The organism is Arhodomonas aquaeolei DSM 8974, from assembly GCF_000374645.1.
In the GTDB taxonomy this organism is placed as follows: domain Bacteria; phylum Pseudomonadota; class Gammaproteobacteria; order Nitrococcales; family Nitrococcaceae; genus Arhodomonas; species Arhodomonas aquaeolei.
Genome location: NZ_KB894806.1, coordinates 112768 through 138763, shown reverse-complemented (window position 1 = coordinate 138763; position 25996 = coordinate 112768). Strand labels below are relative to the sequence as shown.

General features: G+C 66.3%; 23 protein-coding genes. 1 reads left to right on the top strand and 22 read right to left on the bottom strand.

The genetic code is table 11. From position 1 onward, the window contains the following. Nucleotides 1–3 precede the first annotated feature (3 nt). Entirely contained in the window at nucleotides 4–1941 is a 1938-nt protein-coding gene (drt3b, locus tag C516_RS21005; RefSeq protein ID WP_156831181.1) for an antiviral reverse transcriptase Drt3b, read from the top strand. A 312-nt stretch (nucleotides 1942–2253) separates the two neighbouring features. Here the strand turns inward: drt3b and prpF are convergent, their stop codons facing one another. From prpF to trkA, 22 genes are all read right to left on the bottom strand, one after another. After that, entirely contained in the window at nucleotides 2254–3477 is a 1224-nt protein-coding gene (gene prpF / locus C516_RS19155; RefSeq protein WP_018718107.1) for a 2-methylaconitate cis-trans isomerase PrpF, read from the bottom strand. A 99-nt stretch (nucleotides 3478–3576) separates the two neighbouring features. Then, nucleotides 3577–3942, bottom strand: coding sequence for an endonuclease domain-containing protein (locus C516_RS0109300; protein WP_018718106.1), 366 nt, complete (start codon nucleotides 3940–3942; stop codon nucleotides 3577–3579). A 508-nt stretch (nucleotides 3943–4450) separates the two neighbouring features. Continuing rightward, nucleotides 4451–7063 (bottom strand): Fe/S-dependent 2-methylisocitrate dehydratase AcnD, encoded by a 2613-nt coding sequence (acnD, locus tag C516_RS0109295; RefSeq protein ID WP_018718105.1) that lies wholly within the window; start codon nucleotides 7061–7063, stop codon nucleotides 4451–4453. 156 nt (nucleotides 7064–7219) lie between these two features. Continuing rightward, nucleotides 7220–8344 carry a bifunctional 2-methylcitrate synthase/citrate synthase gene (gene prpC, locus C516_RS0109290; RefSeq protein WP_018718104.1) on the bottom strand — a complete coding sequence of 375 codons (1125 nt, stop codon included), beginning with the start codon at nucleotides 8342–8344 and terminating at the stop codon, nucleotides 7220–7222. 76 nt (nucleotides 8345–8420) lie between these two features. After that, nucleotides 8421–9305 (bottom strand): methylisocitrate lyase, encoded by an 885-nt coding sequence (gene prpB, locus C516_RS0109285; RefSeq protein WP_018718103.1) that lies wholly within the window; start codon nucleotides 9303–9305, stop codon nucleotides 8421–8423. Between the two features lie 425 nt (nucleotides 9306–9730). Continuing rightward, nucleotides 9731–11152 carry a dihydrolipoyl dehydrogenase gene (gene lpdA, locus C516_RS0109280; RefSeq protein WP_018718102.1) on the bottom strand — a complete coding sequence of 474 codons (1422 nt, stop codon included), beginning with the start codon at nucleotides 11150–11152 and terminating at the stop codon, nucleotides 9731–9733. Between the two features lie 25 nt (nucleotides 11153–11177). Further along, the gene (odhB, locus tag C516_RS0109275; protein WP_018718101.1) at nucleotides 11178–12518 is read right to left on the bottom strand and encodes a 2-oxoglutarate dehydrogenase complex dihydrolipoyllysine-residue succinyltransferase; all 1341 of its coding nucleotides are present in this window, start codon (nucleotides 12516–12518) and stop codon (nucleotides 11178–11180) included. 77 nt (nucleotides 12519–12595) lie between these two features. Next, nucleotides 12596–15415, bottom strand: a complete 2820-nt coding sequence (locus C516_RS0109270) for a 2-oxoglutarate dehydrogenase E1 component (RefSeq protein ID WP_018718100.1) — start codon at nucleotides 15413–15415, stop codon at nucleotides 12596–12598. Between the two features lie 523 nt (nucleotides 15416–15938). Further along, complete coding sequence (gene tatC, locus C516_RS0109265) at nucleotides 15939–16697, bottom strand: twin-arginine translocase subunit TatC (RefSeq protein WP_018718099.1); 759 nt, start codon at nucleotides 16695–16697, stop codon at nucleotides 15939–15941. Beyond that, nucleotides 16694–17089 carry a Sec-independent protein translocase protein TatB gene (gene tatB, locus C516_RS19150; protein ID WP_018718098.1) on the bottom strand — a complete coding sequence of 132 codons (396 nt, stop codon included), beginning with the start codon at nucleotides 17087–17089 and terminating at the stop codon, nucleotides 16694–16696. Before tatB ends, tatC begins: the two co-directional genes overlap by 4 nt. Before the next feature lie 18 nt (nucleotides 17090–17107). Continuing rightward, nucleotides 17108–17368 carry a Sec-independent protein translocase subunit TatA gene (gene tatA, locus C516_RS0109255; RefSeq protein WP_018718097.1) on the bottom strand — a complete coding sequence of 87 codons (261 nt, stop codon included), beginning with the start codon at nucleotides 17366–17368 and terminating at the stop codon, nucleotides 17108–17110. Nucleotides 17369–17420: 52 nt separating this feature from the next. Beyond that, nucleotides 17421–17744 carry a phosphoribosyl-ATP diphosphatase gene (locus tag C516_RS0109250; RefSeq protein ID WP_018718096.1) on the bottom strand — a complete coding sequence of 108 codons (324 nt, stop codon included), beginning with the start codon at nucleotides 17742–17744 and terminating at the stop codon, nucleotides 17421–17423. Beyond that, nucleotides 17737–18132 (bottom strand): phosphoribosyl-AMP cyclohydrolase, encoded by a 396-nt coding sequence (gene hisI, locus C516_RS0109245; protein WP_018718095.1) that lies wholly within the window; start codon nucleotides 18130–18132, stop codon nucleotides 17737–17739. The genes C516_RS0109250 and hisI overlap by 8 nt, the downstream gene beginning before the upstream one ends. Continuing rightward, nucleotides 18129–18902, bottom strand: a complete 774-nt coding sequence (gene hisF, locus C516_RS0109240) for an imidazole glycerol phosphate synthase subunit HisF (protein WP_018718094.1) — start codon at nucleotides 18900–18902, stop codon at nucleotides 18129–18131. The genes hisI and hisF overlap by 4 nt, the downstream gene beginning before the upstream one ends. Continuing rightward, a complete protein-coding gene (hisA, locus tag C516_RS0109235) occupies nucleotides 18902–19645 on the bottom strand; it encodes a 1-(5-phosphoribosyl)-5-[(5-phosphoribosylamino)methylideneamino]imidazole-4-carboxamide isomerase (RefSeq protein WP_026321069.1) in 744 nt (247 codons plus the stop codon). The genes hisF and hisA overlap by 1 nt, the downstream gene beginning before the upstream one ends. A gap of 66 nt (nucleotides 19646–19711) precedes the next feature. After that, nucleotides 19712–20350 carry an imidazole glycerol phosphate synthase subunit HisH gene (gene hisH / locus C516_RS0109230; protein ID WP_018718092.1) on the bottom strand — a complete coding sequence of 213 codons (639 nt, stop codon included), beginning with the start codon at nucleotides 20348–20350 and terminating at the stop codon, nucleotides 19712–19714. A 10-nt stretch (nucleotides 20351–20360) separates the two neighbouring features. Further along, nucleotides 20361–20954, bottom strand: a complete 594-nt coding sequence (hisB, locus tag C516_RS0109225) for an imidazoleglycerol-phosphate dehydratase HisB (RefSeq protein WP_018718091.1) — start codon at nucleotides 20952–20954, stop codon at nucleotides 20361–20363. An 80-nt stretch (nucleotides 20955–21034) separates the two neighbouring features. Continuing rightward, nucleotides 21035–21484 carry a D-aminoacyl-tRNA deacylase gene (gene dtd, locus C516_RS0109220; RefSeq protein ID WP_018718090.1) on the bottom strand — a complete coding sequence of 150 codons (450 nt, stop codon included), beginning with the start codon at nucleotides 21482–21484 and terminating at the stop codon, nucleotides 21035–21037. Between the two features lie 556 nt (nucleotides 21485–22040). Beyond that, the gene (locus tag C516_RS0109215) at nucleotides 22041–22517 is read right to left on the bottom strand and encodes a hypothetical protein (protein ID WP_018718089.1); all 477 of its coding nucleotides are present in this window, start codon (nucleotides 22515–22517) and stop codon (nucleotides 22041–22043) included. Nucleotides 22518–22597: 80 nt separating this feature from the next. Next, the gene (locus C516_RS0109210; RefSeq protein WP_026321068.1) at nucleotides 22598–22912 is read right to left on the bottom strand and encodes a tetratricopeptide repeat protein; all 315 of its coding nucleotides are present in this window, start codon (nucleotides 22910–22912) and stop codon (nucleotides 22598–22600) included. A gap of 105 nt (nucleotides 22913–23017) precedes the next feature. Continuing rightward, entirely contained in the window at nucleotides 23018–24460 is a 1443-nt protein-coding gene (locus C516_RS0109205; protein ID WP_018718087.1) for a TrkH family potassium uptake protein, read from the bottom strand. A 158-nt stretch (nucleotides 24461–24618) separates the two neighbouring features. Further along, a complete protein-coding gene (trkA, locus tag C516_RS0109200) occupies nucleotides 24619–25995 on the bottom strand; it encodes a Trk system potassium transporter TrkA (protein WP_018718086.1) in 1377 nt (458 codons plus the stop codon). Between the last annotated feature and the right edge of the window lies 1 nt (nucleotide 25996).

The window sequence follows — 25996 nt, the reverse complement described above, 5'->3', positions numbered from 1 at the left end:
CTCTTGACAGAGACAACACCATACGAAGTCCCCATAATATTTTCTAATGAGGGGTTTTACGACAACGTCAGAAATGAAAACGCATTAAAAACAAACCCGATATTCAAACAGCTCTTTGAAAAAATTCTTCACACTCAGCCGGCAGAACCAAAGGCCACAGCCCCGTTTTTTTACAAGATACGCAAGAACTCCGATAGCTTCCGAGTTCTCGCACTACCTCACCCACACACAGAACTGAGGGTTCGAGATTTTTATTCTAAGTATGATCGACTTATCTGCTACTACACAAGCCTGAGCCCTGTTAGCATAAGGGCCCCCCTAAAACCCGCTAAGCGCTATTATTACGGAAACTCTTGGGACGATATACAAAAGTACAAAGTGGAAGATGAAATATCTCCACAGAGCGAGGACGATATCGCAAAGCACAGCCCGTCATATTTTGCATACAGCGGTTTCTCCAGGCTCCATAAATTTTTCGATTCCAATGAATACTTGCGACTAGAAGAAAGCTTCCCCTTTCTAAAAAGTCTCGACGTTTCAAAATGCTTCGACAGCATCTACACCCATAGCATTGCGTGGGCACTCAAAGACAAGCCATTCATTAAGCGCAACCTAAAATCTGGAAAAAAATCATTTGGGCACGAATTTGACCAACTTCTCCAGAAAGCGAACAACAATGAAACAAACGGCATCTTAATCGGACCAGAAATTAGCCGAATATTTGCCGAAATAATCTTCCAAGATATCGACCTCCGTACGCTACGGCTCGCGCGAGACCGGCACAACTTAGAGCACGGTCAAGATTACGCCATCAGGCGCTATGTCGACGACGTATATATTTTTGCAAAAAACGAGCATCAATCACGGATTTTATATAATATTTATTGCCAACATCTCGAAATGTACAACCTCAAGGATAATTCCTTAAAGTCATTCGGGATCTGGAGACCCTTTGTAACCAATCGCTCAAGGGTTGTTCACGACGTAAACCGAGCAATAGACCATTACACGAAAGGATTCTTAAGACGCTCAAATTCAAATCCTAGAGCGCTGTTGCCCCTAAAGGTACATAGGCGACAAAGCATGACTGACAGCTTCGTAAAGCAAATCAAAGCAACCTGTTCCTATAACGAAACCATGTACGAAGAAGTAGCGCCGTATGTAAACTCCGCAATGTTTCAGCGGCTGAAATCACTTGTTAACAATGACTTACGCGGCGCGAGCGCAGAGACTATCGAGAACTACAAGAATGCTTGTATAGCTATCCTCGACGCCAGCTTCTTTTTCTATAATGTGGCACCAACCGTTAATGGCTCGTACAAACTAGCAGCGTCGTCAATACTTGCGGCAAGGTTTGCTGATCGATACCTAAGAAACCGAGAAAAGGAGGTTAAATCCTTTATTTTCGAAAGAACTCGAATCTTCTTAGAATCAGACTCTTTTAAAGACCAGCAGGGGCTGGATAACTTCGTTTTGATAGAGGGACTCAACGCAATACTCTCTATCAGCGAACTCGAAAACGAGTTTGTTATTGACGAACGCGTCTTGCTGAACGCTTTTAAAGAACGAAAAAAGCTATCTTATTTTGAAATCATTACCCTTCTTTTTTATGTTGGCAACAGAGAGGGAATGAACGAAATCAAAGATCTGACCATGGCGAAGATAGATGACATTATAACAAACGCAGAAAAAAGTGCGGTGTTCAATGATTCAGAGGTCGCGCACCTCGCCCTGGACGTTTTCTCGTGTCCCTATATTGAGAGAAAGAAGAAAACAAAATGGGCCCGGAGAATAGGGGCGCACATTTTAGGAAAAAGACCAACAAAACCTGATATTGACGATTTTATTAACACCGCGGAACGCTTAGTATGGTTTGTTAACTGGGGAAGCACCGATCTACTAAACTCCCTCGAAAAAAAAGAGTTGAAGAAGACGTACTGATTTGCTAGGTTATTGGTGGCTTAGTGGCCAATACTCTCTTGCTCATCACTCTTGGGTGATGGAGTACATCCGACTCAAAAAATGATTCATGTCGTGACTCGACCGCTGTTTTGAGTTGTAGTCGGAAGCGTGCACTTTGTGCGCACACACTAAGAGATGAGGCTGCTAGGCCTTTCCCTCGCAAAGCGAATACAGGGCCGAGTCTGACTTTCCAACGCTGTCGACCCTTGGATCGGAAGCAGCCGCCACTTCAACGAATAGACCTCCGTCCCGCCGTACGACCTGTCCTGCGGACTTACAAAAACGGAGGGATCACCGGGTACTTTTCGTCGATGCTGTGACGCCGAGCCGGTTAGAACGCGTCCCCGGGCCGGGCACCCGCACCCAGCCCTCCATGAGCACTCGCGCGCTGCGGCTCATGATGGCCTTCTCCACCGTCCAGGCGCCGTCCACCTGTCTGGCCTCCGCGCCGACGCGGAGGGTGCCGCTGGGGTGGCCGAAGTGGACGGCGCTGCGATCGTCGCCGCCGGCGGCGAGGTTCACGAGCGTGCCGGGGATGGCGGCGGCGGTGGCGATGGCGACGGCGGCGGTGCCCATCATGGCGTGGTGAAGCTTGCCCATGGAGAGCGCCCGGACGAGCACGTCGATGTCCTCGGCCTTCACCTCCTTGCCGCTGGAGGCGGTGTAGCCCTTCGGCGGCGCGACGAAGGCGATCTTGGGGGTGTGCTGGCGGTTCGCGGCCTCGGCGACGTCGCCGAACAGGCCCATGCGCACGCCGCCGTGGGCGCGGATGGTCTCGAACATCTCGAGGGCCTTTGGATCCTCGTTGATCGCGCCCTGGAGCTCGGTGCCGGTGTAGCCGACATCCGCGGCGTTGACGAAGATGGTCGGGATGCCGGCGTTGATCATGGTGGCCCGGAAGGTGCCGACGCCGGGGACCTCCAGGTCGTCCACGATGTTGCCGGTGGGGAAGATCGCGCCGCCGCCGTCCGCCGGGTTCATGAACTCGATCTGGATCTCGGCGGCGGGGAAGGTGACGCCGTCCAGCTCGAAGTCGCCGGTCTCCTGCACCGCGCCGTCGGTGATCGGGATGTGGGCGACGATGGTCTTCTCGATGTTGGCCTGCCAGATGCGCACGGTGCAGTGGCCGTTCTCGGGGATGCGCACGGCGTCGATGAGGCCGCTGTTGATGGCGAAGGCCCCCACGGCGGCGGTGAGGTTGCCGCAGTTGCCGCTCCAGTCGATGAAGGGCTTGTCGATGGAGACCTGGCCGAAGAGGTAGTCGATGTCGTGATCCGGGCTGTCGCTCCGGGAGAGGATCACGGTCTTGGACGTCGACGAAGTGGCGCCGCCCATGCCGTCGGTGTGCTTGCCGTACGGGTCGGGGCTGCCGATGACGCGCAGCAGCAGGGCGTCGCGGGCCGGGCCGGGCTGCTGCGCGGCCGCCGGGAGGTCGTCGAGGCGGAAGAAGACGCCCTTGCTGGTGCCGCCACGCATGTAGGTGGCGGGGATGCGGATCTGTGGTGCGTGGGTCATGGGTATGTCTCTCTCGGTTGGCTTCCCCCTCTCCCCAAACCCCTCTCCCGCCAGGGGAGAGGGGCTAGATGCCGGCTCCCCCGGATATCGAGGCTTTGGCTACTCCCCTCTCCCCTCGTGGGAGAGGGGCTGGGGGAGAGGGGGCAAGCTGTTCAGGATGTCCTCTAAGACATGGTCCGTTTCGTTCAGTATCTGGTGGTTCCAGTAGCGCAGGACGGTAAAGCCCTGGGCCCGGAGCCAGGTGTCGCGCCGTTGGTCGGCCGCGCTTTCGTTGTGCTGGCCGCCGTCGCATTCGACGATCAGCCGTGCGCCGAAGTGGACGAAGTCCACGATGTACGGGCCGACCGGTTGCTGGCGGCGGAATTTCTGGCCGAGCATTCGATGGGCCCTGAGCTGGCGCCAGAGGATGCGTTCGGCATCTGTCATGTTCCGGCGCAGCGATTTCGCGAAACGCTTCTGGTCCATTGCAGTCTTCCCTGACCGGTTGAGATTTCGTCCGCTCCCTTCCCGGGAGCGGTGATTGTTTCTCCCCCTCTCCCCAAACCCCTCTCCCGCGAGGGGGAGAGGGGCTCGCAACGGACATGCCGCTGACCGGGGTCGTTCTTCCCCCCTCTCCCGCGAGGGAGTGAGGCTCGCAACGGGCATGCCGCTGACCGGAGCCGTTCTTCCCCCCTCTCCCCCGCGAGGGAGAGAAGCTCGCCACGGACATACCGCTGATCGGGGTCGTTCTCCCCCCTCTCCCCCACGAGAGAGAGAGGCTCGCAACGGGCATGCCGCTGACCGGAGCCGTTCTTCCCCCCTCTCCCCCGCGAGGGAGAGAAGCTCGCAACGGACATACCGCTGATCGGGGTCGTTCTTGCCCCCCTCTCCCGCGAGGGAGAGGGGCTCGCAACGGACATGCCGCTGACCGGAACCGTTCTTGCCCCCCTCTCCCCTCGCGGGAGAGGGGCCGGGGGAGAGGGGGGAAGCAGCGTCAGCTGCTGGCGGCCTCCGTCTCCACGTCCTCCCCCATGAATTCCTTCGCAAACCGCTGGAGGATACCGCCGGCGGCATAGATGCTGAGCTCGTCCTGGGTGTCCAGGCGGCAGATCACCGGGACCGCCTCGCGGCTGCCGTCCTGGCGGTGGATCACCAGGGTCAGGGTGGCGCCCGGGGCCGGCTCGCCCTCGACGTCGTAGGTCTCGCTGCCGTCGATGCCCAGGGTTCTGCGGGTGGTGCCCTCCTGGAACTGCAGCGGGAGCACGCCCATGCCCACCAGGTTGGTGCGGTGGATGCGCTCGAAGCCCTCGGCGGCGATGGCCTCGACGCCTGCAAGGCGCACGCCCTTGGCGGCCCAGTCGCGGGACGAGCCCTGGCCGTAGTCGGCGCCGGCGACGATGATCAGCGGCTGGCGGCGCTGCTGGTAGGTCTCGATGGCGTCCCACATGCGCATGACCTCGCCCTCCGGCTCCAGCCGGGTGAGCGAGCCCTGGCGGACCTCGCCGTTCTCATCCCGCACCATCTCGTTGAACAGCTTCGGGTTGGCCAGCGTGGCGCGCTGGGCGGTGAGGTGGTCGCCGCGGTGGGTGGCGTAGGAGTTGAAGTCTTCCTCCGGCAGGCCCATCTTCGCGAGGTACTCGCCGGCGGCGCTGTCCGGCAGGATGGCGTTGGACGGCGAGAGGTGGTCGGTGGTGATGTTGTCCGGCAGCACCGCCAGCGGTCGCATGCCCTTGAGCGCGGGCCGGTCGGCGAGGTCGCCCTCCCAGTATGGGGGCCGGCGGATGTAGGTGCTCATGGGCCGCCAGTCGTACAGCGAGCTGACCTGCTCGCCCTTCTCCACCCTGATGTTGAACATCGGCGTGTAGACGTTGCGGAACTGCTCCGGCTTCACGCTCTCGCGCACGATGCGGTCGATCTCCTCGTCGGAGGGCCAGAGATCCTTGAGGGTGACCGGGTTACCGTCGGCGTCAAACCCCAGTGCGTCCTTCTCGATGTCGAAGCGCACGGTCCCGGCGATGGCGTAGGCCACCACCAGCGGCGGCGAGGCGAGGAAGGCCTGCTTGGCGTAGGGGTGGATGCGGCCATCGAAGTTGCGGTTACCGGAGAGCACGGCCGTGGTGTAGAGGTCGCGGTCGATGATCTCCTGCTGGATCTCGGGGTCGAGGGCGCCGGACATGCCGTTGCAGCTGGTGCAGGCGAAGCCGACGATGCCGAAACCGAGGCTCTCCAGCTCCGGGAGCAGGTTCGAGGCCTCCAGGTACATCTGCACGGCCTTGGAGCCCGGGGCCAGGGAGGTCTTCACCCAGGGCTTGCGGGTGAGCCTCATCTCGTTGGCCTTCTTCGCGAGCAGGCCGGCGGCGACCACGTTGCGCGGGTTGGAGGTGTTGGTGCAGCTGGTGACGGCGGCGATAATCACCGCGCCGTCGGGCATCCGCCCCTCGGTCTCCTCCCAGGCGCCGGCGATGCCGCGCTCGGCGAGCTGCGAGGTGGGCAGGCGGCGGTGCGGGTTGGACGGGCCGGCCATGGTCCGCTCGACCGCGGAGAGGTCGAAGGTGAGCGTGCGCTCGTACTCGGCGCTCTTCAGGGCGTCGCCCCAGAGGCCGGCCTCCTTCGCGTAGGTCTCGACGAGCCGCACCTGGTCGTCGTCGCGGCCGGTGAGCTTGAGGTAGTCGATGGTCTGGCGGTCGATGTGGAACATCGCCGCGGTGGCGCCGTACTCCGGGGTCATGTTGGAGATGGTGGCGCGGTCGCCCACGGTCAGGGCCTCGGCGCCCTCGCCGAAGAACTCGAGGTACGCGGAGACGACACGCTCGCGGCGCAGGAACTCGGTCAGCGAGAGGACGATGTCGGTGGCGGTGATGCCCGGCTGCGGCCGGCCGGTGAGCTCCACGCCGACGATGTCGGGCAGGCGCATGTAGGAGGGCTGGCCGAGCATGACGCTCTCCGCCTCCAGGCCGCCGACGCCCACGGCGATCACGCCCAGCGCGTCCACGTGGGGGGTGTGGCTGTCGGTGCCCACGCAGGTGTCGGGGAAGGCCACGCCGTCGCGCGCCTGCACCACCGGCGACATCTTCTCCAGGTTGATCTGGTGCATGATGCCGTTGCCCGGCGGGATGACGTCCACGTTGTCGAAGGCCTTCTTGGTCCAGTCGATGAAGTGGAAGCGGTCCTCGTTGCGACGGTCCTCGATCTCGCGGTTCTTGCGGAAGGCGTCCGGATCGTAGCCGCCGCACTCCACGGCGAGGGAGTGGTCGACGATGAGCTGGGTCGGCACCACCGGGTTCACCTTGGCCGGGTCGCCGCCCTTCTCGGCGATGGCGTCGCGCAGGCCGGCGAGGTCCACGAGCGCGGTCTGGCCCAGGATGTCGTGGCAGACGACCCGCGCGGGGTACCAGGGGAAGTCCTGGTCGCGCCGGCGCTCGACGATCTGCGTGAGCGCGGCGCTGAGCCGGGACGGGTCGCAGCGGCGCACCAGGTTCTCCGCCAGCACACGGGCGGTGTAGGGGAGGCGGTCGTAGGCGCCCGGGCGGATGTCGTCGACGGCGGCGCGGGTGTCGAAGTAGTCGAGGTCGGTGCCCGGCAGGGACTTGCGGTATCGGGTGTTCATGGCGTCGTTCTTCCAGCTTCCTGGCCCGTGGCCGTGGGGGCCGGCTTGGCCGTCGGCCCGGCATGTACGATCAGAGACCCGGCGCGCGTCCCTCGCGCCGGCGCTCCCCGGTCCCGGGCGCGCCGTCCCTGGCGGCCCGGATGCGGGGCGGGTTGGTCAGTCCCGCTCCTCCAGCGGCACCCAGGTCTGCAGGTCCGGCCCGGTGTACTCCGCGTTGGGGCGGATGATGCGGTTGTTGGCGCGCTGCTCGAAGACGTGGGCGCACCAGCCGGTGACGCGGGACATCACGAAGATCGGGGTGAACAGCTTCGTGGGGATACCCATGAAGTGATAGGCGCTGGCGTGGAAGAAGTCCGCGTTGGGGAAGAGCTTCTTCTCGCGCCACATCACGTCGGCGACGCGCTCGGAGACGGGGTAGAGGACAGTGTCGCCGATCTCGTCCGCGAGGCGCCTGGACCACGCCTTGATGATGGCGTTGCGCGGGTCCTTGTCGCGGTAGACGGCATGGCCGAAGCCCATGATTTTGTCCTTGCGCTCGAGCATGCCGAGGATCTCGCGCTCGGCCTCGTCCGGGTCGGACCACTGCTCGATCATCGCCATCGCCGCCTCGTTGGCACCGCCGTGGAGCGGGCCGCGCAGCGAGCCGATGGCGCCGGTAACGCAGGAGTGCAGGTCCGAGAGCGTGGAGGCGCACACCCGCGCGGTGAACGTCGAGGCGTTGAACTCGTGCTCGGCGTAGAGGATCAGCGAGGCGTGCATCACCTTCTCGTGGGTGGCGTTGGGCGACTCGCCGAGGAGCAGGTGGAGGAACTGCGCGCCGATGGAGTCGTCGTCCGTATCGGTGTCCACGCGCACGCCGTCGTGGGAGTAGCGGTACCAGTAGGTGATGATCCCGGGCAGCGCGGCGAGGATGCGGTCGGCGACGTCCTGCTGCTCCTCAAAGCCCTGCTCCGTCTCCAGGTTGCCGAGCATGGAGCAGCCGGTGCGCATGACGTCCATGGGATGGGCGTCCGCGGGGATGCGCTCGAGGACCTCCCGGAGCGCCTGCGGCAGCGCGCGCAGGCCCTTGAGGCGACGCTTGTAGGCGTCGAGCTCGGCGCGGTTGGGGAGCTTGCCGTAGAGCAGCAGGTAGGCGACCTCCTCGAACTGCGCGTGCTCGGCGAGGTCGTGGATGTCGTAGCCGCGATAGGTCAGGCCGGTGCCCTTGATGCCCACGGTACACAGCTCGGTCTCGCCGGCGGTCATGCCGCGCAGACCGGCGCCCGTTTTCTTCTCCGTCATGGTGCCTCTCCTGATGCGTGCGGGCCCGCCCGGCGGGGCGGGCCGTCAATGATCCTGTCCCTGTCGTCCGGACCGCTCACTCCTCGCGGGAGAACAGCTCGTCGAGCTTGCGCTCGTACTCGTGGTAGCCGAGCACGTCGTAGAGCTCGTTGCGGGTCTGCATGAGCTCGGTCACGGCGGACTGGGTGCCGTCCTGGCGGATGGCGGCGTAGACCTGCTCGGCGGCGCGGCTCATCGCCCGGAAGGCGGACAGCGGGTAGAGCACGAGCCCGGCCCCGGCGCCGCGCAGCTCCTCGACGGTGAACAGCGGGGTCTTGCCGAACTCGGTGATGTTGGCGAGCACGGGCACGGAGACGCGGTCGGCGAAGGCCTTGAACTCCTCCAGCGAGTGCAACGCCTCGGCGAAGATCATGTCCGCGCCGGCCTCGACGTAGGCGTCGGCACGCTCGACGGCGGACTCCAGGCCCTCACCGGCGTAGGCGTCGGTGCGCGCCATGATCACGAAGTCCTCGTCGTAGCGCGCGTCCACGGCGGCCTTCACCCGGTCGACCATCTCCGCCTTGGAGACCAGCGCCTTGCCCGGCCGGTGGCCGCAGCGCTTGGACTGGACCTGGTCCTCGATGTGCACGGCGGCGGCGCCGGCACGGGTCAGCTCCTGGATGGTGCGGGCGATGTTGAAGGCCCCGCCCCAGCCGGTGTCAATGTCCACCAGCAGCGGCACGTCGCACACGCCGGTGATGCGGCGGACGTCCTCGGCGACGTCGGCGAGCTGGGTGATGCCCAGGTCCGGGAGGCCGAAAGAGGCGTTGGCCACGCCGCCCCCGGAGAGGTAGATGGCGCGGAAGCCGGCGCGCTCGGCGAGCAGCGCGGAATAGGCGTTGATGGTGCCGGCCACCTGAAGCGGCCGTTCTTCGTCGACGGCGCGGCGGAAGCGCCGTCCTGCGGATTCCAATGTCGGCATGGTTTTCTCTCCCTCGTCGGGGACACTGGCGGCCCTGGGGGACACGGCGGCGGGCTTTCACAGTTTCAGACGCCGCCCGAGCCACGGAGCGTCAGTTTACGCTAGCGTAAAACCGTTTCCCAAATCGCTGTCGAATCATGATGTTGCAGAACGATTCTGATCGTCCGCAACGATAGATGCCGTATCCGGCGGATACTCTATTGTGAAACGCAATATTCAGCGATCGTGTGAATTGTCCGCGCTGGCGTTTCCGGGCCCACGGGGACGCGCCGTCTGTCCGTGGAGACCGGTAGCGGGACGCGCGGGTTCCCCGGCGGGGACGATTGCCGGGACGACAGCGGACCGGGTGGCCGGGACGGCCGGGGGAGGAAGACGGGAATGGGGCGGGGATGCCGTCACCCCCGCCCCGCCTGGCGCCGACGGCCTCAGTTGGCCTTGTGAATGGCGCGCTTGTCCACGGCCAGGGCGGCCTCGTGGACGGACTCCGAGAGGGTCGGGTGAGCATGGATGGTCCGCGCCAGGTCCTCGGCGCTGGCGGCGAACTCCATGGCGACCACGCACTCGGCGATCAGCTCCGAGGCCTGGGAGCCACAGATGTGCACGCCCAGGACGCGGTCGGTCTCGGCGTGGGAGAGGATCTTGACCATACCGGCAGTCTTGTCCATCGCCCGTGCGCGGCCGTTGGCCGCGAAGCCGAAGGTCCCCGAGCGGAACGGGGTGCCCGCGTTCTTGAGCTGCTTCTCCGTGCGTCCGACCCAGGCGATCTCCGGGTCGGTGTAGATCACCCAGGGGATCGCCTCGTAGTTCACGTGGCCGGGCTTGCCGGCGATGCGCTCGGCGACCATCACGCCCTCCTCGCTGCCCTTATGGGCGAGCATGGGGCCGCGGACCACGTCGCCGACGGCGTAGACGCCGGGGATGTTGGTCTCGCAATGGTCGTTCACGTGCACGAAGCCGCGCTCGTCGGTGAGCAGGTCGACGTCCTCGTGGGCCAGCTCCTCGGTGTTGGGCCGGCGCCCCACGGCGACGATGAGCTTGTCCACCTGGATGTTCTGGCTGCCGTCCTTGTCCTCGTAGTGCACGGACACGGTCTTGCCCTGGCGGGTCTCGGTGACACGGCAGTTCAGACGGATATCCAGGCCCTGCTTCTCGAACTGGCGCTTGGCGTCGCGGGAGACCTGGTGGTCCACCGGCGCCAGGAACTCCTCCTGGGCCTCGAGCAGCACGACCTTGGAGCCCAGGCGGTTCCACACGCTGCCCATCTCCAGGCCGATCACGCCGGCACCGATGACGCCCAGGCGCTTGGGCACCTCGGTCATCTCCAGCGCCCCGTCGGAGGTGAGCACGCGCTCGCCGTCGGTGGGGGCGGCGCCGATCTCGATCGGCTTGGAGCCGGTGGCGAGGATCACGCTGCCCGCCTCCAGGGTCTGCTTCTTGCCCTTGTGGGGCGAGAACTCGACGCGGCGGTCGCTGAGCAGCTTGCCGTGGCCCTGGAGCCACTCGATCTTGTTCGCCTTGAACAGCTGCTGGATGCCGCCGGTGAGGTCGGCGACGACCTTGTCCTTGCGGGCGATCATCTTGGAGACGTCGAGGTCGACGCCGCTGACGTTGATCCCGTGACCGGCGAGCTCGTCGGTCACCTTGTGGTACTGCTCGGAGGAATCGAGCAGCGCCTTCGAGGGGATACAGCCCACGTTCAGGCAGGTCCCGCCCAGCGCGGGCTCGCTGCCCTTGCGGCGGAACTCGTCGATGCAGGCCACGCTCATACCCAGCTGCGAGGCGCGGATGGCCGCCACGTAGCCCGCGGGGCCGGCACCGATGACGATAACGTCGTAGGAATTGGCCATTTTGACTCCCGTTGTCTAAAGCCGGTTAAACCTCGAGCAGCAGCCGCGCCGGGTCCTCGATGACCTCCTTGATCGCGACGAGGAACTGCACTGCCTCGCGGCCGTCGATGATGCGGTGATCGTAGGAGTGGGCGAGGTACATCATCGGCAGGGCCCGGATCTCGCCGTTCTCCACCATGGCCCGCTCCTGGATCTTGTGCATCCCGAGGATGCCGCTCTGGGGCGGGTTGAGGATCGGCGTGGACAGCAGCGAGCCGAAGATGCCGCCGTTGGTGAGCGTGAAGGTGCCGCCGGTGAGCTCGTCGATACTGATCTTGCCGGCCTTGGCGCGCTGGCCGAAGTCGGTGATCGCGGACTCGATCTCCGCGAACGAGAGCTGATCGGCGTTACGCAGCACCGGCACCATCAGGCCGCGCTCCGTGGACACGGCGATGCCGATGTCGTAGTAGCCGTGGTAGATGATGTCCGAGCCGTCGATGGAGGCGTTCACGGCGGGGAAGCGCTTGAGGGCTTCGACCGCGGCCTTCACGAAGAACGACATGAAGCCCAGCTTGATGCCGTGGGTCTTCTCGAACTGGTCCTTGTAGCGGGCGCGCAGATCCATGACCGGCTTCATGTTGACCTCGTTGAACGTGGTCAGCATGGCGGCGGTCTGCTGCGCCTCCACCAGGCGCTCGGCGATACGCTGGCGCAGGCGGGTCATGGGCACGCGGCGCTCCGGGCGGTCGCCGCCGGCGGCGGCCTCGGAGACCGCCGGGGCCTCCGGCGACTTGGACTCGGCCGGGGCGCTGCGCCGACCCGCCGGCTCCGGCTCGCGGGGCTTGCGCTCGGCGGCACCGCTGTCGCCGCCGGAGTCGCCGCTGTCGAGGTAGCGCTGCACGTCCTCCTTGGTGATCCGCCCGTCGCGACCGGTGCCCTCGATACGGGACGGGTCGAGGTCGTGCTCGGCGACCATGCGCCGCACCGCGGGGGAGAGGTCATCGTCCGCCTCGGCAGCCGGGGCCTTGCCGGCGGAGGACTCGGCGGGCTCCGGCTCGGGCTCGGCGGCCGGCTCGGCCTCCTGCTTGCCCGCGGACTCGGCCGGCGCCTCCCCGGCAGACTCCTGCTTCGCCGCGGCACCCGCACCGCCGCCCTCGCCGAGGGTGGCGATGACCTCGTCGGCGGTGACCGTGTCGCCCTCGTTCTTGAGGATCTCGCCGAGCACCCCGTCCTCCGGGGCCGGCACCTCGAGCACGACCTTGTCGGTCTCGATATCGACCAGGTTCTCGTCGCGTTCCACCGCGTCACCGGGCTGCTTGTGCCAGGTGACCACGGTGGCCTCGGTCACGGATTCGGGCAGTGCGGGTACCTTGACTTCGATACTCATCGATTCCTCGCTTGTTGTCCTCGGTGGCCCCATCCCCGGGCCTGGATTATCGGCGCGATGCGCTTACCGGTTCGTGTTCAGCCGAGCGCGGCCTCGACGAGGCGGCGCTGCTGCTCGTGGTGGAGCTTGGCATAGCCCACGGCCGGCGAGGCGGACGGATCCCGGCCGGCATAGCTGAGCGACTGCTCGCGGGTCATGCAGTTCCGCACGTGATGCTGGATCTGGTACCACGCGCCCTGGTTCTGGGGCTCCTCCTGGCACCAGACCACCTCCTTGGCCCCCTTGTAGCGGCGCTTGAGCAGCGCGGAGAGCTCCTTCTCCGGGAAGGGGTAGAGCTGCTCGACGCGCACGATGGCGACGTCGTCCTGCTCGCGCTTGCGCCGCTCCTGGAGCAGGTCGTAGTAGACCTTGCCGCTGCACACCACCACGCGGTTGATCGACTTGACCTTCATCTCGTCGATCTCGTCGATGACGCGGTGGAAGCGCCCGCGGGAGAGCTCGTCCAGCACCGAGGTCGAGAGCTTGTGGCGGAGCAGCGACTTCGGCGTCATCACGATCAGGGGCTTGCGCGTGGTCTGCAGCATCTGCCGGCGCAGCATGTGGAAGAACTGCGCCGGGGTGGAAGGCACGCAGACCTGGATGTTCTGCTCCGCGCACAGCTGCAGGAAGCGCTCCAGTCGCGCCGAGGAGTGCTCCGGCCCCTGGCCTTCGTAGCCGTGGGGCAGGAACATGGTCAGCCCGCAGAGCCGGCCCCACTTGGCCTGCCCGGAGCTGATGAACTGGTCGATGACCACCTGCGCGCCGTTGACGAAGTCACCGAACTGCGCCTCCCAGATCGTCAGCGTCTGCGGATCCGAGGTGGAGTAGCCGTACTCGAAACCGAGCACCGCTTCCTCGGAGAGCAGCGAGTCGATGACCGTGAAGCTCGCCGGATCCTCGCCGACGTCCTTGAGCGGCACGTGGGTGGTGCCGTCCTTCGCGTTGTGGAGCACGGCGTTGCGATGGAAGAAGGTGCCGCGGCCGGAATCCTGGCCGGTGAGGCGCACCTGCCAGCCCTCCTCGAGGAGGCTCGCGTAGGCCATGGTCTCGGCAAAGCCCCAGTCCATGGCCAGCGCGCCGGCGGCCATCTTGCGCCGGCTCTCCATCATGCTCGCCACCCGGGGGTTGAGTTCGAAGCCCTCGGGCAGGCGCTGGAGGTGCTCCTGCAGGCCGCGGATGCGCTCCAGCGAGACGGCCGTCTCGACCTCCTGGTCCTCGCCGCCGGAGAAGAAGGGCGACCAGTCGACCAGGAACTCATTCTGGACGTCCTCGACCATGTTGGGTGCGACGACCTCACCCTCGTCGAGGCGGTCACGGTAGCTGCGCTCCATGCGCTTGGCGTCGTCGCCGGCGATGACGTCGTCCCCGACCAGGCGCTCGGCGTAGAGCTTGCGCAGCGGCGTGTGCTTCTTGATCTTCTGGTACATCATCGGCTGGGTCGCCGAGGGCTCGTCCGCCTCGTTGTGCCCGTGCCGGCGATAGCAGATGACGTCGATGACCACATCGCGGCGGAAACGCTTGCGGTAGTCCATCGCCAGCTGGGTGACGAACAGCACCGCCTCCGGGTCATCGCCGTTGACGTGGAAGATCGGCGCCTGAACCATCTTCGCGACCTCGGTGCAGTAGAACGTCGAGCGCGAGTCGAGCGGATTCGAGGTGGTGAAGCCGATCTGGTTGTTGATGATCACGTGCATGGTGCCGCCGGTATAGAAACCGCGGGCCTGGGAGAGCTGGAAGGTCTCCATGATCACGCCCTGGCCGGCGAAGGCGGCGTCACCGTGGATGAGCACCGGCAGGACCTCGTCGCCGGTGGCGTCGTGTCGACGCTGCATGCGCGCCCGGGTCGAGCCGACGACCACCGGGTTGACGATCTCCAGGTGCGAGGGGTTGAACGCCAGCGCCAGATGGAGCGCCCCGCCGGACGTCTGGATGTCCGACGAATAGCCCATGTGGTACTTCACGTCGCCGGCGGTGGCGTTGTCCAGCTCGTAGTCGCCCTCGAACTCGGCGAACAGCTCCGCCGGCGACTTGCCGAGCAGGTTAACCAGCACGTTCAGCCGGCCGCGGTGGGCCATGCCGAGCACCATCTCGCGCACGCCCTGGCTGCCCCCGCGCTGCACCACCTCGTCGAGCAGCGGGATGATGACCTCGCCGCCCTCCAGGGAGAAGCGCTTCTGGCCGACGTACTTGCTGTTGAGGTACTTCTCGATGCCCTCCGCGGCAGTGATGCTCTCCAGCAGCCGGCGCCGGCGCTCGGTGTCGAGCTCGGGCCGCGCGCGCGGGCGCTCCAGGCGCTCCTGGATCCAGCGCTTCTGCGCGGTGTCGGTGATGTGCATGTACTCCGAGCCGATCTTGCCCGCGTACACGTCCTCACACAGGGCGATGATCTCGCGCAGCGTGAGCTGCTCCGAGGTGAACAGCGAACCGGTATTGAACCGCCGGTCCATGTCCTCCCCGGTCAGGCCGTGGTACGCCGGATCGAGATCCGGCACCTCGGGCTTGGCGCGGAGATTGAGCGGATCGATGTCGGCGCGCTGGTGGCCGCGGAAGCGGTAGGCGTTGATCAGCCGCAGCACCGCCGCCTGCTTCTGGGCGACCTCCGGGGCGATCTCGCCGGTGGCCGCGCCGTTGTGGCCGCGGCGGCGGCCGATCTCGGCGAACTCCTCGCGGATCGGACCGTGGGGGACGTCCCGCACGGCGGCGCCGTCACCGGCCTCGAGGCCCTGGAAGTAGCGCTTCCACTCGGTGTTCACGGAGTCGGGATCGTTCAGGTAGGCCTCGTAGAGGGCCTCCATGTAGCTGGCATTGCTGCCGCTGAGATAGGAGTTACGCAGTAACCGTTCAAAAGCACCATTCATGGAAAGATCACCCGGTGATTGACGCGCGTGTGCAGGGACGGACTTACGGCAAAAGGTAGCCCACCACACCACCTCCGCCAGCGACCGGCGGCCGGAGACAGGGGGGTTGGATGGAGCACGGGATGGGCTGAGACCGGATGCCGGGGAGCGGCTTCGGGATGGCGGGACGGCAGGCATGGAACACGGCCGGCGCGCCCGTCGGGACGGGCTCCCGCGCGGTGCTCGCGGCACGGCCCCGGGGACCTGCCCCGGGGTCCGCCGGGGCGTTGTGCTGCAGGGCCGGATGCACTGGCTCCGGAAGCGTTCATCTCACGCTGTGCCCGACTGTCCTTGCCGCAAATGAAGGTTTCGCGTGCGGCACTCATTCAATCTCTGACACCAAAGGCCTTCGCGAAACGGGCTTAATACCATACGCGCCGCCGGTCACAAGCGCAACAGTGGCAAGGGTTTACACCCCGAAACAGCCCCTTGCGAAACCGGCAGAGCTCAAACCAGTGAGTTTTCTTACCAAAAGGTAAGCGTCTCACTCGTCCTCATCGGCCGAGCCGGGGAGAAAACGCGAGAAGATCAGCCCGAGCTCGAAGAGCAGCCAGATCGGCACCGCGAGCAGCACCTGGGAGATGACGTCGGGCGGGGTGAGCAGCATCCCCACGGTGAACGCGACCACGATCACGTAGGGCCGCTTCGCGCCCAGCTCGCGACGGGAGATCACGCCGCTTCGGATCAGCAGAATGGTGGCGATCGGCACCTCGAACGAGGCACCGAAGGCGAAGAACAGCGTGAGCACGAAGGAGAGATACTCGCCGATGTCGGTCATCATCGACACCCCCTCGGGGGTGACGCCGGCGAAGAACCGGAACACCAGCGGGAAGACCACGAAATAGGCGAACGCCATGCCCAGGTAGAACAGCGCCACGCTGGAGGCCACCAGCGGCCAGATCAGCCGGCGCTCGTGGCGGTACAGCCCGGGGGCGACGAACGCCCACACCTGGTAGAGGATGTAGGGGATGCACACGAAGAACGCGCAGACCAGCGCGAGCTTGAGCGGGATCAGGAAGGGCGTCGCCACCTGGGTGGCGATCATCTGGGCGCCCTCCGGCAGCACGGCCTGCAGCGGCCCGGCGAGCCAGTGGTAGAGCGGCTCCCGGAACGGGTAGAGCACCAGGAAGACGGCGAGGGTGACGAGCAGCGAGCGCATCAGCCGGCTGCGCAGCTCGAGCAGGTGACTGAGCAGCGGGCGGTCGTCGTCGTCCACCGACTGGTCGTGGGGCTCCACGCTCATTGTCCGTTACGGTCCCGTGTCTCTGTGCCGGCATTCTGCTCGCCGGCGTCGCTGTCACTGTCACCGCCGCCGGTGGTGCTCTCGGCGGACGCGGAGGCGGCCTCCTCCACTTCCGAGCGCGTGCGCTCGGCGGTATCGCGCACCTCGCTCGCGGTGCGCTCCACGCTCTCGCGGAACTCCTGACCGCGCTCGCGCAGGGCGCGCTCGGTGTCACGCAGCCCCTGGAGGTCGGACTCGCGTTCGATTTCGTCGCGCAGGGAGTAGAAGGTGGCGCGGGCCCGTCCGACCCACAGCCCGACCGTCCGGGCAAGCCCCGGCAGCCGCTCGGGGCCGACCACGATGAGCGCGATCACCCCGATGATCAGCAGTTCCCAGAAGCCGACATCAAACATCGGTGTCGGATGCCGGGATCAGCTGGTGTGGTGCCGGTCGCGGCCGGTCTCTTCGGTCTCCGAAGTGGACTCGCCGGGCTTCTCCTCGGAGGCCTCGAGCCGCTCGCCGGAGGCATCGGAGGATTTCTCCTTCTCGCCGTCATCCATGGCGTGCTTGAAGCCGCGCACCGCACCACCAAGATCCGAACCGATGTTGCGCAGCTTCTTGGTGCCGAACAGCAGCAGCACGATGACCAGAATGAGCAGAAGCGACCAGACGCTGATACCACCGAAACCCATTTAACCTCTCCTGACAGCTGCAGCCGCCGCCGGCAGGCGGTGGCCTTGTGATCTAGTCGCCGTCGCGCGCGGCCTTTTCGTCCAGGCCGGACAGGCCGAAGCGGCGTCCGAGCTCTTCGAGCACGTCGGCGGGACCCCGACCATAATGCGCCAACATGACCAATGTATGGAACCACAGATCCGCGGTCTCATAAACCAGATGGTCCGTGTCGCCGGACTTCGCGGCGATCACGGTCTCGGTGGCCTCTTCGCCGACCTTCTTGAGGATCTGGTCCTCGCCCCGGGCATACAGCCCCGCCACGTAGGAGCGCCCCGGGTCCTCGCCCTTGCGCGTCTCCAGCACCTCGGCGAGGCGCTCGAGGATACGCTCATCCATTGCCGTTCCCCCCGTAGATCGACGCCGGGTCGCGCAGGACCGGGGCCGTCTCGGCCCAGTCCCCGTCCGCCAGGCGCCGGTAGAAGCAGCTGCGCCGCCCGGTGTGGCAGGCGATCCCGCCGGCCTGGGTCACCCGCAGCAGCACGACATCGCCGTCGCAGTCGATGCGCAGCTCGTGCACCCGCTGGGTGTGGCCCGAGCTCTCGCCCTTGTGCCACAGCCGCCCGCGGGAGCGCGAGTAGTACACCGCCTCGCCCAGCTCGGCGGTCCGCTCCAGGGCCTCGCGGTTCATCCAGGCCATCATCAGGACCTCGCCGTCGCCGGCGTCCTGGGCGATCGCCGCCACCAGGCCGTCGTCGTTCCAGCAAACCTCGTCGAGCCAGCTCATCGGCGCACCTCGATGCCGTGCTCGGCCATGTAGGCCTTGGCCTCGGCGATGGAGTACTCGCCGAAGTGGAAAATGCTCGCCGCCAGCACGGCGTCCGCCCGGCCCTCGAGCACCCCGTCGACGAGATGCTGGAGCGAGCCCACGCCGCCGGAGGCGATGACCGGCACGCCGGTGGCCTCGGAGACGGCGCGGGTGAGCGCGCAGTCGAAGCCCTCGCGGGTGCCGTCACGGTCCATGCTGGTGAGCAGGATCTCGCCGGCGCCGAGCCCGGCCATGTGCCGCGCCCAGTCCACCGCATCCAGACCCGTCTCACGGCGTCCGCCGTGAGTGAATACGGCCCAGCGCGGCTCGCCGTCGACGTCGGCCACACGCTTGGCGTCCACGGCGACGACGATGCACTGCGAGCCGAAGCGCTCGGCGGCCTCCGCCACGAACTCGGGGTGGTGCACGGCGGCGGTATTGATCGCGACCTTGTCCGCACCGGCGTTGAGCAGCCGGCGCACGTCGGCGATCTCGCGCACCCCGCCGCCCACCGTCAGCGGAATGAAGACCTCGCTCGCCACCGCCTCGACCACCTCGACGATGGTCTCGCGGCCCTGGTGGCTGGCGGTGATGTCGAGGAAGGTGATCTCGTCCGCGCCGGCGCGGTCGTATTCCCGGGCCACGGCCACGGGGTCGCCGGCGTCGCGGATGTCGACGAAGCGCACGCCCTTGACCACACGCCCGGCGTCCACGTCCAGGCAGGGGATGATGCGCTTGGCGAGCGCCATTACGCGGCCCCCGTGAGCTCGTTGGCGGTGCGCTGGGCCTCGGCGAGGTCGAGACCGCCCTCGTAGAGGGCGCGGCCGACGATGGCCCCGCTGATGCCGCTGTCCGCCGCGGCGCACAGCGCGCGCACGTCGTCCATGGAGGAGACGCCACCGGAGGCGATGACCGGGATCTCCACCGCCCGGGCCAGCCGCGCCGTCGCCTCGACGTTGACGCCGCGCATCATGCCGTCGCGGCCGATGTCGGTGAACACCAGCGCCTCCACGCCGGCGGCCTCGAAACGCCGCGCCATGTCCTCGGCGCTGGCCTGGCTGACCTGCTCCCAGCCGTCGGTGGCGACCATCCCGTCCTTGGCGTCCAGGCCGACGATGATGTGGCCGGGGAACTCGTCGCAGGCGTCGTCGACGAATGCCGGGCGGCGCACCGCCTGGGTGCCGATGATCACGTAGTCGACGCCCACGTCCAGATACGTCTGGATGACATCGAAGCTGCGGATACCGCCGCCGACCTGGATCTCCACGTCCGGATACTCCTCGGCGATGCGCCCGATGATGTCCGCGTTGACCGGGAAGCCGGCCACCGCGCCGTTGAGATCGACGATATGGATGCGCCGCGCACCGGCCTCGATCCAGCGCCCGGCAATGGCAACCGGATCGTCGGAGAAGATCGTCTCGTCGTCCATGCGCCCCTGGCGCAGACGCACGCACTTGCCCTCTTTGAGGTCAATCGCGGGAATCAGCAGCATGTCCGAATCCATTTCACCTGTTCTCGATCGCGACCGCAGCGGGCCGCGCGCTCGTCGGTCGGCGCCTCAGGCGGCGCCGTCCCAGCGGACGAAGTTCGCAAGCAGACGCACACCGGCGTCATGGCTCTTCTCCGGATGGAACTGGGTCGCGAAGATATTGCCGCGCCCGAGCACGCTCGCGAATGGCCCGCCGTAGTCGGTGCGCCCCAGCACCAGGGCATCCTCGTCCGGCTCGGCATAGTAGCTATGCACGAAGTAGAACCACTCGCCGTCGTCGATGCCCGCCCACAATGGGTGGGACGTCGTCTGGCGCACGCGGTTCCATCCCATGTGCGGGACCTTCAATCCGGTGTCCTTCGCCGTGAAGTGGTGGCGGAAGTGGCGGATCCGCCCGGGAAAGCGCCCGAGCAGATCGATGCCGCCGTTCTCCTCGCTCCAGGCGAGCAGGACCTGCATGCCCATGCACGCGCCGAGAAAGGGCTTGCGGACCATGCTCTCGCCGAGCACGTCGACGAGCTCGTGGGCGTGCAGCGCACTCATGCAGTCCCGCGCCGCGCCCTGGCCGGGAAAGACGACCCGGTCCGCGGCGGCGATGGTCTCGGCGTCATCGGTCACCCGCACGTCCCCGGCGCCGGCGTGCTCCAGCGCCTTGGCCATGGAGCGCAGGTTGCCCATGCCGTAGTCGACAACGACGGTGCTTGCCATGGACGCCCCCTTACAGTGCGCCCTTGGTGGAGGGCGTCACCCCCGCCTGGCGCTCGTCGAGCTCCACGGCCATGCGCAGGGCGCGGCCGGTGGCCTTGAACACCGTCTCCGCCACGTGGTGCGCGTTGCGCCCGCGCAGGTTGTCCACGTGCAGGGTGATCCAGGCGTGATTGACCAGGCCCTGGAAGAACTCGCTGAACAGGTCGACGTCGAAGCTGCCGATCCGCGCGCGCGGGAACTCAACGTGGAACTCCAGCCCCGGGCGGCCGGAGAAGTCCACCACCACCCGCGAGAGCGCCTCGTCCAGCGGGCAGTAGGCGTGGCCGAAGCGGCGGATGCCCTTCTTGTCGCCGAGTGCCTTCGCGAGCGCCTGGCCCAGGGTAATGCCGACGTCCTCGACGGTGTGGTGATCGTCGATGTGGTGATCGCCCTCGGCCTGGATATCGATGTCGATCAGCCCGTGGCGCGCCACCTGGTCGAGCATGTGCTCGAGGAACGGCACACCGATGTCGATGTTGGATGCCCCCGTGCCGTCGAGATTGACGGTGGTACGGATCCGGGTTTCCAGGGTGTTGCGCTCTACGCTCGCGGTTCGCTCGGCCATGGTCTCGCATCAACTGGGCTGGGTGACGCGCGGAGCATACCACGCCTCCCAGTGCATTGTGGTGACCGCTGAGACCCGGCTCAGCGGGGCTCCCGGGTCGCCAGACGGAAGGTCACCGGACCGTCGTTGACCAGGCTCACGGCCATGTCCGCACCGAACACGCCGGTCGCCACGTCCGCATGCCGCTCCCGGCAGTGGCCGACGAGGGCATCGAACAGCCGCCGGCCGGCATCCGGCGCCGCCGCGGTGGAGAACCCCGGGCGGTTGCCCTTGCGGGTGTCGGCCGCGAGGGTGAACTGCGGCACCAGCAGCAGCCCGCCGCCGGTATCCGTCAGGGAACGGTTCATCCGGCCATCGGCGTCCTCGAACACGCGGTAGGCGAGCAGCCGCCCGGCGAGCCGGGCGGCGTCCGCCGGCCCGTCCTCGCGCTGAACGCCGACGAGCACGAGCAGCCCTCCGCCGATCGCGGCGACGGTCCTGCCGTCGACGTCCACCGCCGCGCGGCTGACGCGCTGAAGCAGCGCGATCATGTCTTCCTCCGGATGGGGTAGCGGCCGTGTAGGCCAATTCCTACATGGTCTGTCACCGGCGGCTGACAGTCACCCCCCGGCGATGGTGGCATCCTGTCCCCGTGCCTGCCATTGAGGGCGGGCGGGCCGCAGCAGGAAGCCGCGGCCATAACAAAAACCACAGGGAAGTGGCGCACGCCGGCAGGAGCCGGTCGACCCCACGGAGGGGGTCGCGTGCGCGTTTCACCTCCAGCACAGTGAACCTAGAAAGCCGGCGCAGGGATCGCGCCGGCGTTTTTTTGTCCATCGCAAGGCGATAGTGGAAGGCCCCGGAAACGGACCGCCCCTTCCGTTCGGTGGATCAGCACGGCCCTGCCTGCCCGCGAGACAGCGCCTCACCGTCCGGATGGACCTCGACGGTGGGCTTCGCCCAGTGAACGCTGAAACTCACGCGCCGTCACGCCGCTTGCCGGTTTCCCGTAGGTTGGTTCCGACCGACGGCCAACAGACCCCGCCGGGTGTCCGCTGCCTTCGGGCAGCCAACACCCGGCGAAAAGGCCAGCGCCGACCTTTCTGGCTAGCTGCCGCTGCTGCTGCCGCCAGACTTGCCGGATGACCGTCCGGACTTCGATGTCCCGGCCGCCTTGCTCGCCTGCTGACCGGCCTGCTCCCAGGCATCGAGCACGTCCCGCGCGTTGCGGTACCACGGCATGTCACGCACCGCCGGCTGCATCTCCTCCATGCGGGCCAGCCAGCTGCGCCACAGTTCGCTCTGGGTCTCCGTCCAGGCCCGCATCATCTGCTGCATCTGGGCGCCCCAGTCGCTCGGGTCGGCGCTGCCAGCGCCGCCGGAGAGGCTGCGGATCCACTGTTGCTGGCGCTCCAGGGCCTCCTCGACGGCCTTCTGCCATGCCTCGACCTGCTGTTTCTGGGCATCCGCCGCGGGCCCGCCGAGCCCGGCGCTGCGCATCCCCTCGAACCACTGGTCCCAGAGCCGGCGCTGGGTCTCCGTCCAGCCGCTCATCGCCTCTTCCATCTGCTTCTGCCAGTCCATGCTCTCGCTCCCTTTGCGTCGATGTGTTACGCGGATCGTCCGTTCTCAACCAGTGTAGTCAACACGACGGGGCCCACGGTTCATTCGGCTTCCCCGAGGCGGCGCACGCGCACCTCGAGCTCGCGGACCACCTGCATGTCGCCGTTGGCCCGCGCCGCGGCGAGGCCCTCGCGGTAGCTCGCCAGCGCCGCGTCGCGGTCGCCACCGCGCTCCTGCAGCCGGCCGAGCGCGCGCCAGGCGGCGGAGTACTGCGGGTCGATGGTTACCGCCTCGCGCAGGTGCCGCTCGGCAGTCTCGCGGTCGGCCTCGCGGGCGTAGGCATTGCCCAAGGTCAGGCGCAGCATCGCGCTGTCCCGCCCGCTGTGGATCATGCGCTCAAGGGCTTCTATGTCCATGATTTAACTAATGGATCCGAACGGTCGCGAATTCAAGGCCCGTGTTGGTGGCCCCGGGCCCTCGCCCCCCCCCCCCCCCGGCCCCCCCCCCCCCCCCCCCCGGGCTCAGACCTTCCAGAACGCAGGCGTCAGGAGGACAAGCACCGTGAAGATCTCCAGGCGCCCCATGAGCATTACTAGCGACAGCAGCCACTTTGCCCAGGTACTGAGGTCGGCGAACCCCGAGGCGACGTCCCCGAATGCGATGCCGAGGTTGTTGATACAGGCGACAACCGCGCTGAAGGCCGTAACCTGGTCGACCCCGTCCTGCATGAGCAGCAGCATGGCTATGCCGAACACCGCCATGTAGGTGGCGAAGAACCCCCATACCGCCGAGGTGATCCGTTCGTCGACCACACGCTCGCCGAGCTTCACGTCGAAATGCCCGCGCGGATGAACCAGGCGTAGCAGCTCCCGATACCCCTGCTTGAGCAGCATCAGGAACCGGATCGCCTTGATACCGCCCGCCGTCGAGCCCGCGCTGCCGCCGATAATGCTGATGAACATCAGCAGCGCCGGCAGCATGCCGGACCAGTCATAGTAATCGGTGGTGACGAGACCCGTATTGCTGGAGAACGTCATGACCTGGAAGGCGCCGTGACGGAATGCATCGGCTAGGCCGTAGCGTCCACCGAAATAGAGCAACGCCGACACACCCGCCGTCGCTACCAGCACGAGCCCCGTGTAGAAGCGGAACTCCGGGTCCCGGCGGAACGCGGACAGGTCACGGCCCCGCCACACGGCGAAATGCAGGGCGAAGTTCACGGCAGCCAGATACATGAACACGGTGCCAATCCAGTCCAACAGCGGGCGATCGTAGTACCCCATACTCGCCGAATGGGGCGAGAAGCCGCCGGTGGCCAGCACGGAAAAGCTGTGCCCGATGGCATCGAACAGGCTCATCCCGCCGGCCCAGAAGGCCAGCGCACAAGCGAGGGTGAGTGCCGCATAGATGGCCCACAGTGCCTTGGCCGTCTCACCGATACGCGGTGTCAGCTTGGCGTCCTTCTCCGGCCCGGGGGTCTCCGCACGGTAGAGCTGCATCCCGCCGATGCCCAGCATCGGCAGGACCGCCACGGCGAGCACGACGATCCCCATTCCGCCCAGCCAGTTCAGTTGCTGGCGGTAGTAAAGGACCGACGGTGGCAGCGCGTCTATGGCGGACAGCACGGTCGCGCCGGTGGTGGTCAATCCGGACATGGACTCGAAGAACGCGTCCGCCACCGACATGTGCGGCGACAGGCCGAATACGAGTGGCACGGCACCGCTGCCAGCAAGCACCAGCCAGAACATCGTGACCACGACGAATCCATCCCTCGCCCGCAGATCGCGCTTCTGGTCACGGAAGGGCAGCCACAACAGCAGGCCACCTCCGGCGATGACGAGCATGGCGTACAGGAAGGTCAGGACCTCCCCGTCCCCGACGATCAGCGAAACGATGACCGGGGGCACCAGCGTCAGGCTGAAGAGCATCATCAGGACGCCCATGACGCGGAGAATCACCGCCATAACCCCCCCTTGGCGCCCGCCCGGAAGGAGGCCTCATGCCAGCACACGCGCGCCCATCGTCCATGGCCGTTCGCGACCACTGCCTTATCCGCCCTGCGGCACGCCGCCGGCAGGCCTTGTCTCGCATCACCCATGGCTACGTCTCTGATCACCCCTGGCTAAAGGAAGGTCACGGCCACCTGGAAGAGCTTCTCGACGTCACCGAGGCGGCTCTTGTCCACGAGGAAGAGAATCACGTGGTCCTCGGACTCGATGACAGTGTCGTGATGGGCCATGATGACCGACTCGCTACGCACGATCGCACCGATGGTCGTCCCCCGGGGCAGGCGAATCTCGTCGATGCGCCGACCCACCACCGAGGAACTGTTGGCGTCGCCGTGGGCCACCGCCTCGATGGCCTCCGCCGCACCCCGGCGCAGGCTGTAGACGTTGACCACGTCACCGCGGCGGATGTGCGCGAGCAGGCTCCCAATAGTGGCGTGCTGCGGGGAGATCGCGACGTCGATGTCCTCGCTGGACTGGATGAGATCCACGTAGGCCGGGCGGTTGATCAGCGCCATGACGGTGCGCGCGCCAAGGCGCTTGGCGAGCATGGCCGAGAGGATGTTGGCCTCGTCGTCGTTGGTCAGCGCGCAGAAGACATCCGTGTTCTCGATGTTCTCCTCGAGGAGGAGGTCCTCGTCAGCGGCGTCACCGCGGAGGATGATGGTCTTCTGCAGCAGCTCCGAGACCAGCCGGCAGCGTTGGGGGTTACGCTCGATGATCTTGGTCTGGTAGCGCCCCTCCAGGGACTGCGCGAGGCGTGTGCCGATGTTACCACCGCCGGCGAGCATCAGCCGCTTGACCGGCTTCTCCAGGCGGCGCAGTTCGCTCATGATCGCGCGGATGTTCTTGCGCGCGGCGACGAAGAAGACCTCGTCGCCGGCCTCGATGACCGTGTCGCCCTCCGGGATGATCGCCCGGCCCCGCCGGAAGATCGCCGCCACCCGGGCCTCGACGCCGGGCATGTGCTCGCGCAGGGTGCGCAGCTCCTGGCCCACGAGCGGCCCGCCGTAGTAGGCGCGCACCGCCACCAGGCGGACCTTGCCGCCGGCGAAGTCGAGCACCTGCAGCGCCCCCGGGTGCTCGATGAGGCGCTTGACGTACTGCGTGACCAGCTGTTCCGGGCTGATGATGACGTCGATGGGCAGGGCATCCGGGGAGAACAGCTGCGGGCAGGAGAGGTACTCCACCGCGCGCACCCGGGCGATCTTGGTGGGCGTGTTGAACAGCGTGTCCGCGACCTGGCAGGCGACCATGTTCGCCTCGTCGGAGTCGGTCACCGCGATGATCATGTCCGCGTCGTCCACGCCGGCGCGGGCGAGCACGTCCGGGTAGGTGGCGCTGCCGGTGACCGTGCGCAGATCCAGCCGGTCCTGGAGCTCCTGGAGCACGGCCGGATCGACGTCCACGACGGTGATCTCGTTGTCCTCGTGCGCGAGGTTCTGTGCGACGGTGCTGCCCACCTGGCCGGCACCGAGGATGATGATCTTCATC

Bases quoted from the DNA above. Each gene is read 5' to 3' on its own strand.
- prpF (WP_018718107.1), bottom strand. From the start codon at position 3,477: ATGACCCACGCACCACAGATCCGCATCCCCGCCACCTACATGCGTGGC.
- C516_RS0109300 (WP_018718106.1), bottom strand. From the start codon at position 3,942: ATGGACCAGAAGCGTTTCGCGAAATCGCTGCGCCGGAACATGACAGAT.
- acnD (WP_018718105.1), bottom strand. From the start codon at position 7,063: ATGAACACCCGATACCGCAAGTCCCTGCCGGGCACCGACCTCGACTAC.
- prpC (WP_018718104.1), bottom strand. From the start codon at position 8,344: ATGACGGAGAAGAAAACGGGCGCCGGTCTGCGCGGCATGACCGCCGGC.
- prpB (WP_018718103.1), bottom strand. From the start codon at position 9,305: ATGCCGACATTGGAATCCGCAGGACGGCGCTTCCGCCGCGCCGTCGAC.
- lpdA (WP_018718102.1), bottom strand. From the start codon at position 11,152: ATGGCCAATTCCTACGACGTTATCGTCATCGGTGCCGGCCCCGCGGGC.
- odhB (WP_018718101.1), bottom strand. From the start codon at position 12,518: ATGAGTATCGAAGTCAAGGTACCCGCACTGCCCGAATCCGTGACCGAG.
- C516_RS0109270 (WP_018718100.1), bottom strand. From the start codon at position 15,415: ATGAATGGTGCTTTTGAACGGTTACTGCGTAACTCCTATCTCAGCGGC.
- tatC (WP_018718099.1), bottom strand. From the start codon at position 16,697: ATGAGCGTGGAGCCCCACGACCAGTCGGTGGACGACGACGACCGCCCG.
- tatB (WP_018718098.1), bottom strand. From the start codon at position 17,089: ATGTTTGATGTCGGCTTCTGGGAACTGCTGATCATCGGGGTGATCGCG.
- tatA (WP_018718097.1), bottom strand. From the start codon at position 17,368: ATGGGTTTCGGTGGTATCAGCGTCTGGTCGCTTCTGCTCATTCTGGTC.
- C516_RS0109250 (WP_018718096.1), bottom strand. From the start codon at position 17,744: ATGGATGAGCGTATCCTCGAGCGCCTCGCCGAGGTGCTGGAGACGCGC.
- hisI (WP_018718095.1), bottom strand. From the start codon at position 18,132: ATGAGCTGGCTCGACGAGGTTTGCTGGAACGACGACGGCCTGGTGGCG.
- hisF (WP_018718094.1), bottom strand. From the start codon at position 18,902: ATGGCGCTCGCCAAGCGCATCATCCCCTGCCTGGACGTGGACGCCGGG.
- hisA (WP_026321069.1), bottom strand. From the start codon at position 19,645: ATGCTGCTGATTCCCGCGATTGACCTCAAAGAGGGCAAGTGCGTGCGT.
- hisH (WP_018718092.1), bottom strand. From the start codon at position 20,350: ATGGCAAGCACCGTCGTTGTCGACTACGGCATGGGCAACCTGCGCTCC.
- hisB (WP_018718091.1), bottom strand. From the start codon at position 20,954: ATGGCCGAGCGAACCGCGAGCGTAGAGCGCAACACCCTGGAAACCCGG.
- dtd (WP_018718090.1), bottom strand. From the start codon at position 21,484: ATGATCGCGCTGCTTCAGCGCGTCAGCCGCGCGGCGGTGGACGTCGAC.
- C516_RS0109215 (WP_018718089.1), bottom strand. From the start codon at position 22,517: ATGGACTGGCAGAAGCAGATGGAAGAGGCGATGAGCGGCTGGACGGAG.
- C516_RS0109210 (WP_026321068.1), bottom strand. From the start codon at position 22,912: ATGGACATAGAAGCCCTTGAGCGCATGATCCACAGCGGGCGGGACAGC.
- C516_RS0109205 (WP_018718087.1), bottom strand. From the start codon at position 24,460: ATGGCGGTGATTCTCCGCGTCATGGGCGTCCTGATGATGCTCTTCAGC.
- trkA (WP_018718086.1), bottom strand. From the start codon at position 25,995: ATGAAGATCATCATCCTCGGTGCCGGCCAGGTGGGCAGCACCGTCGCA.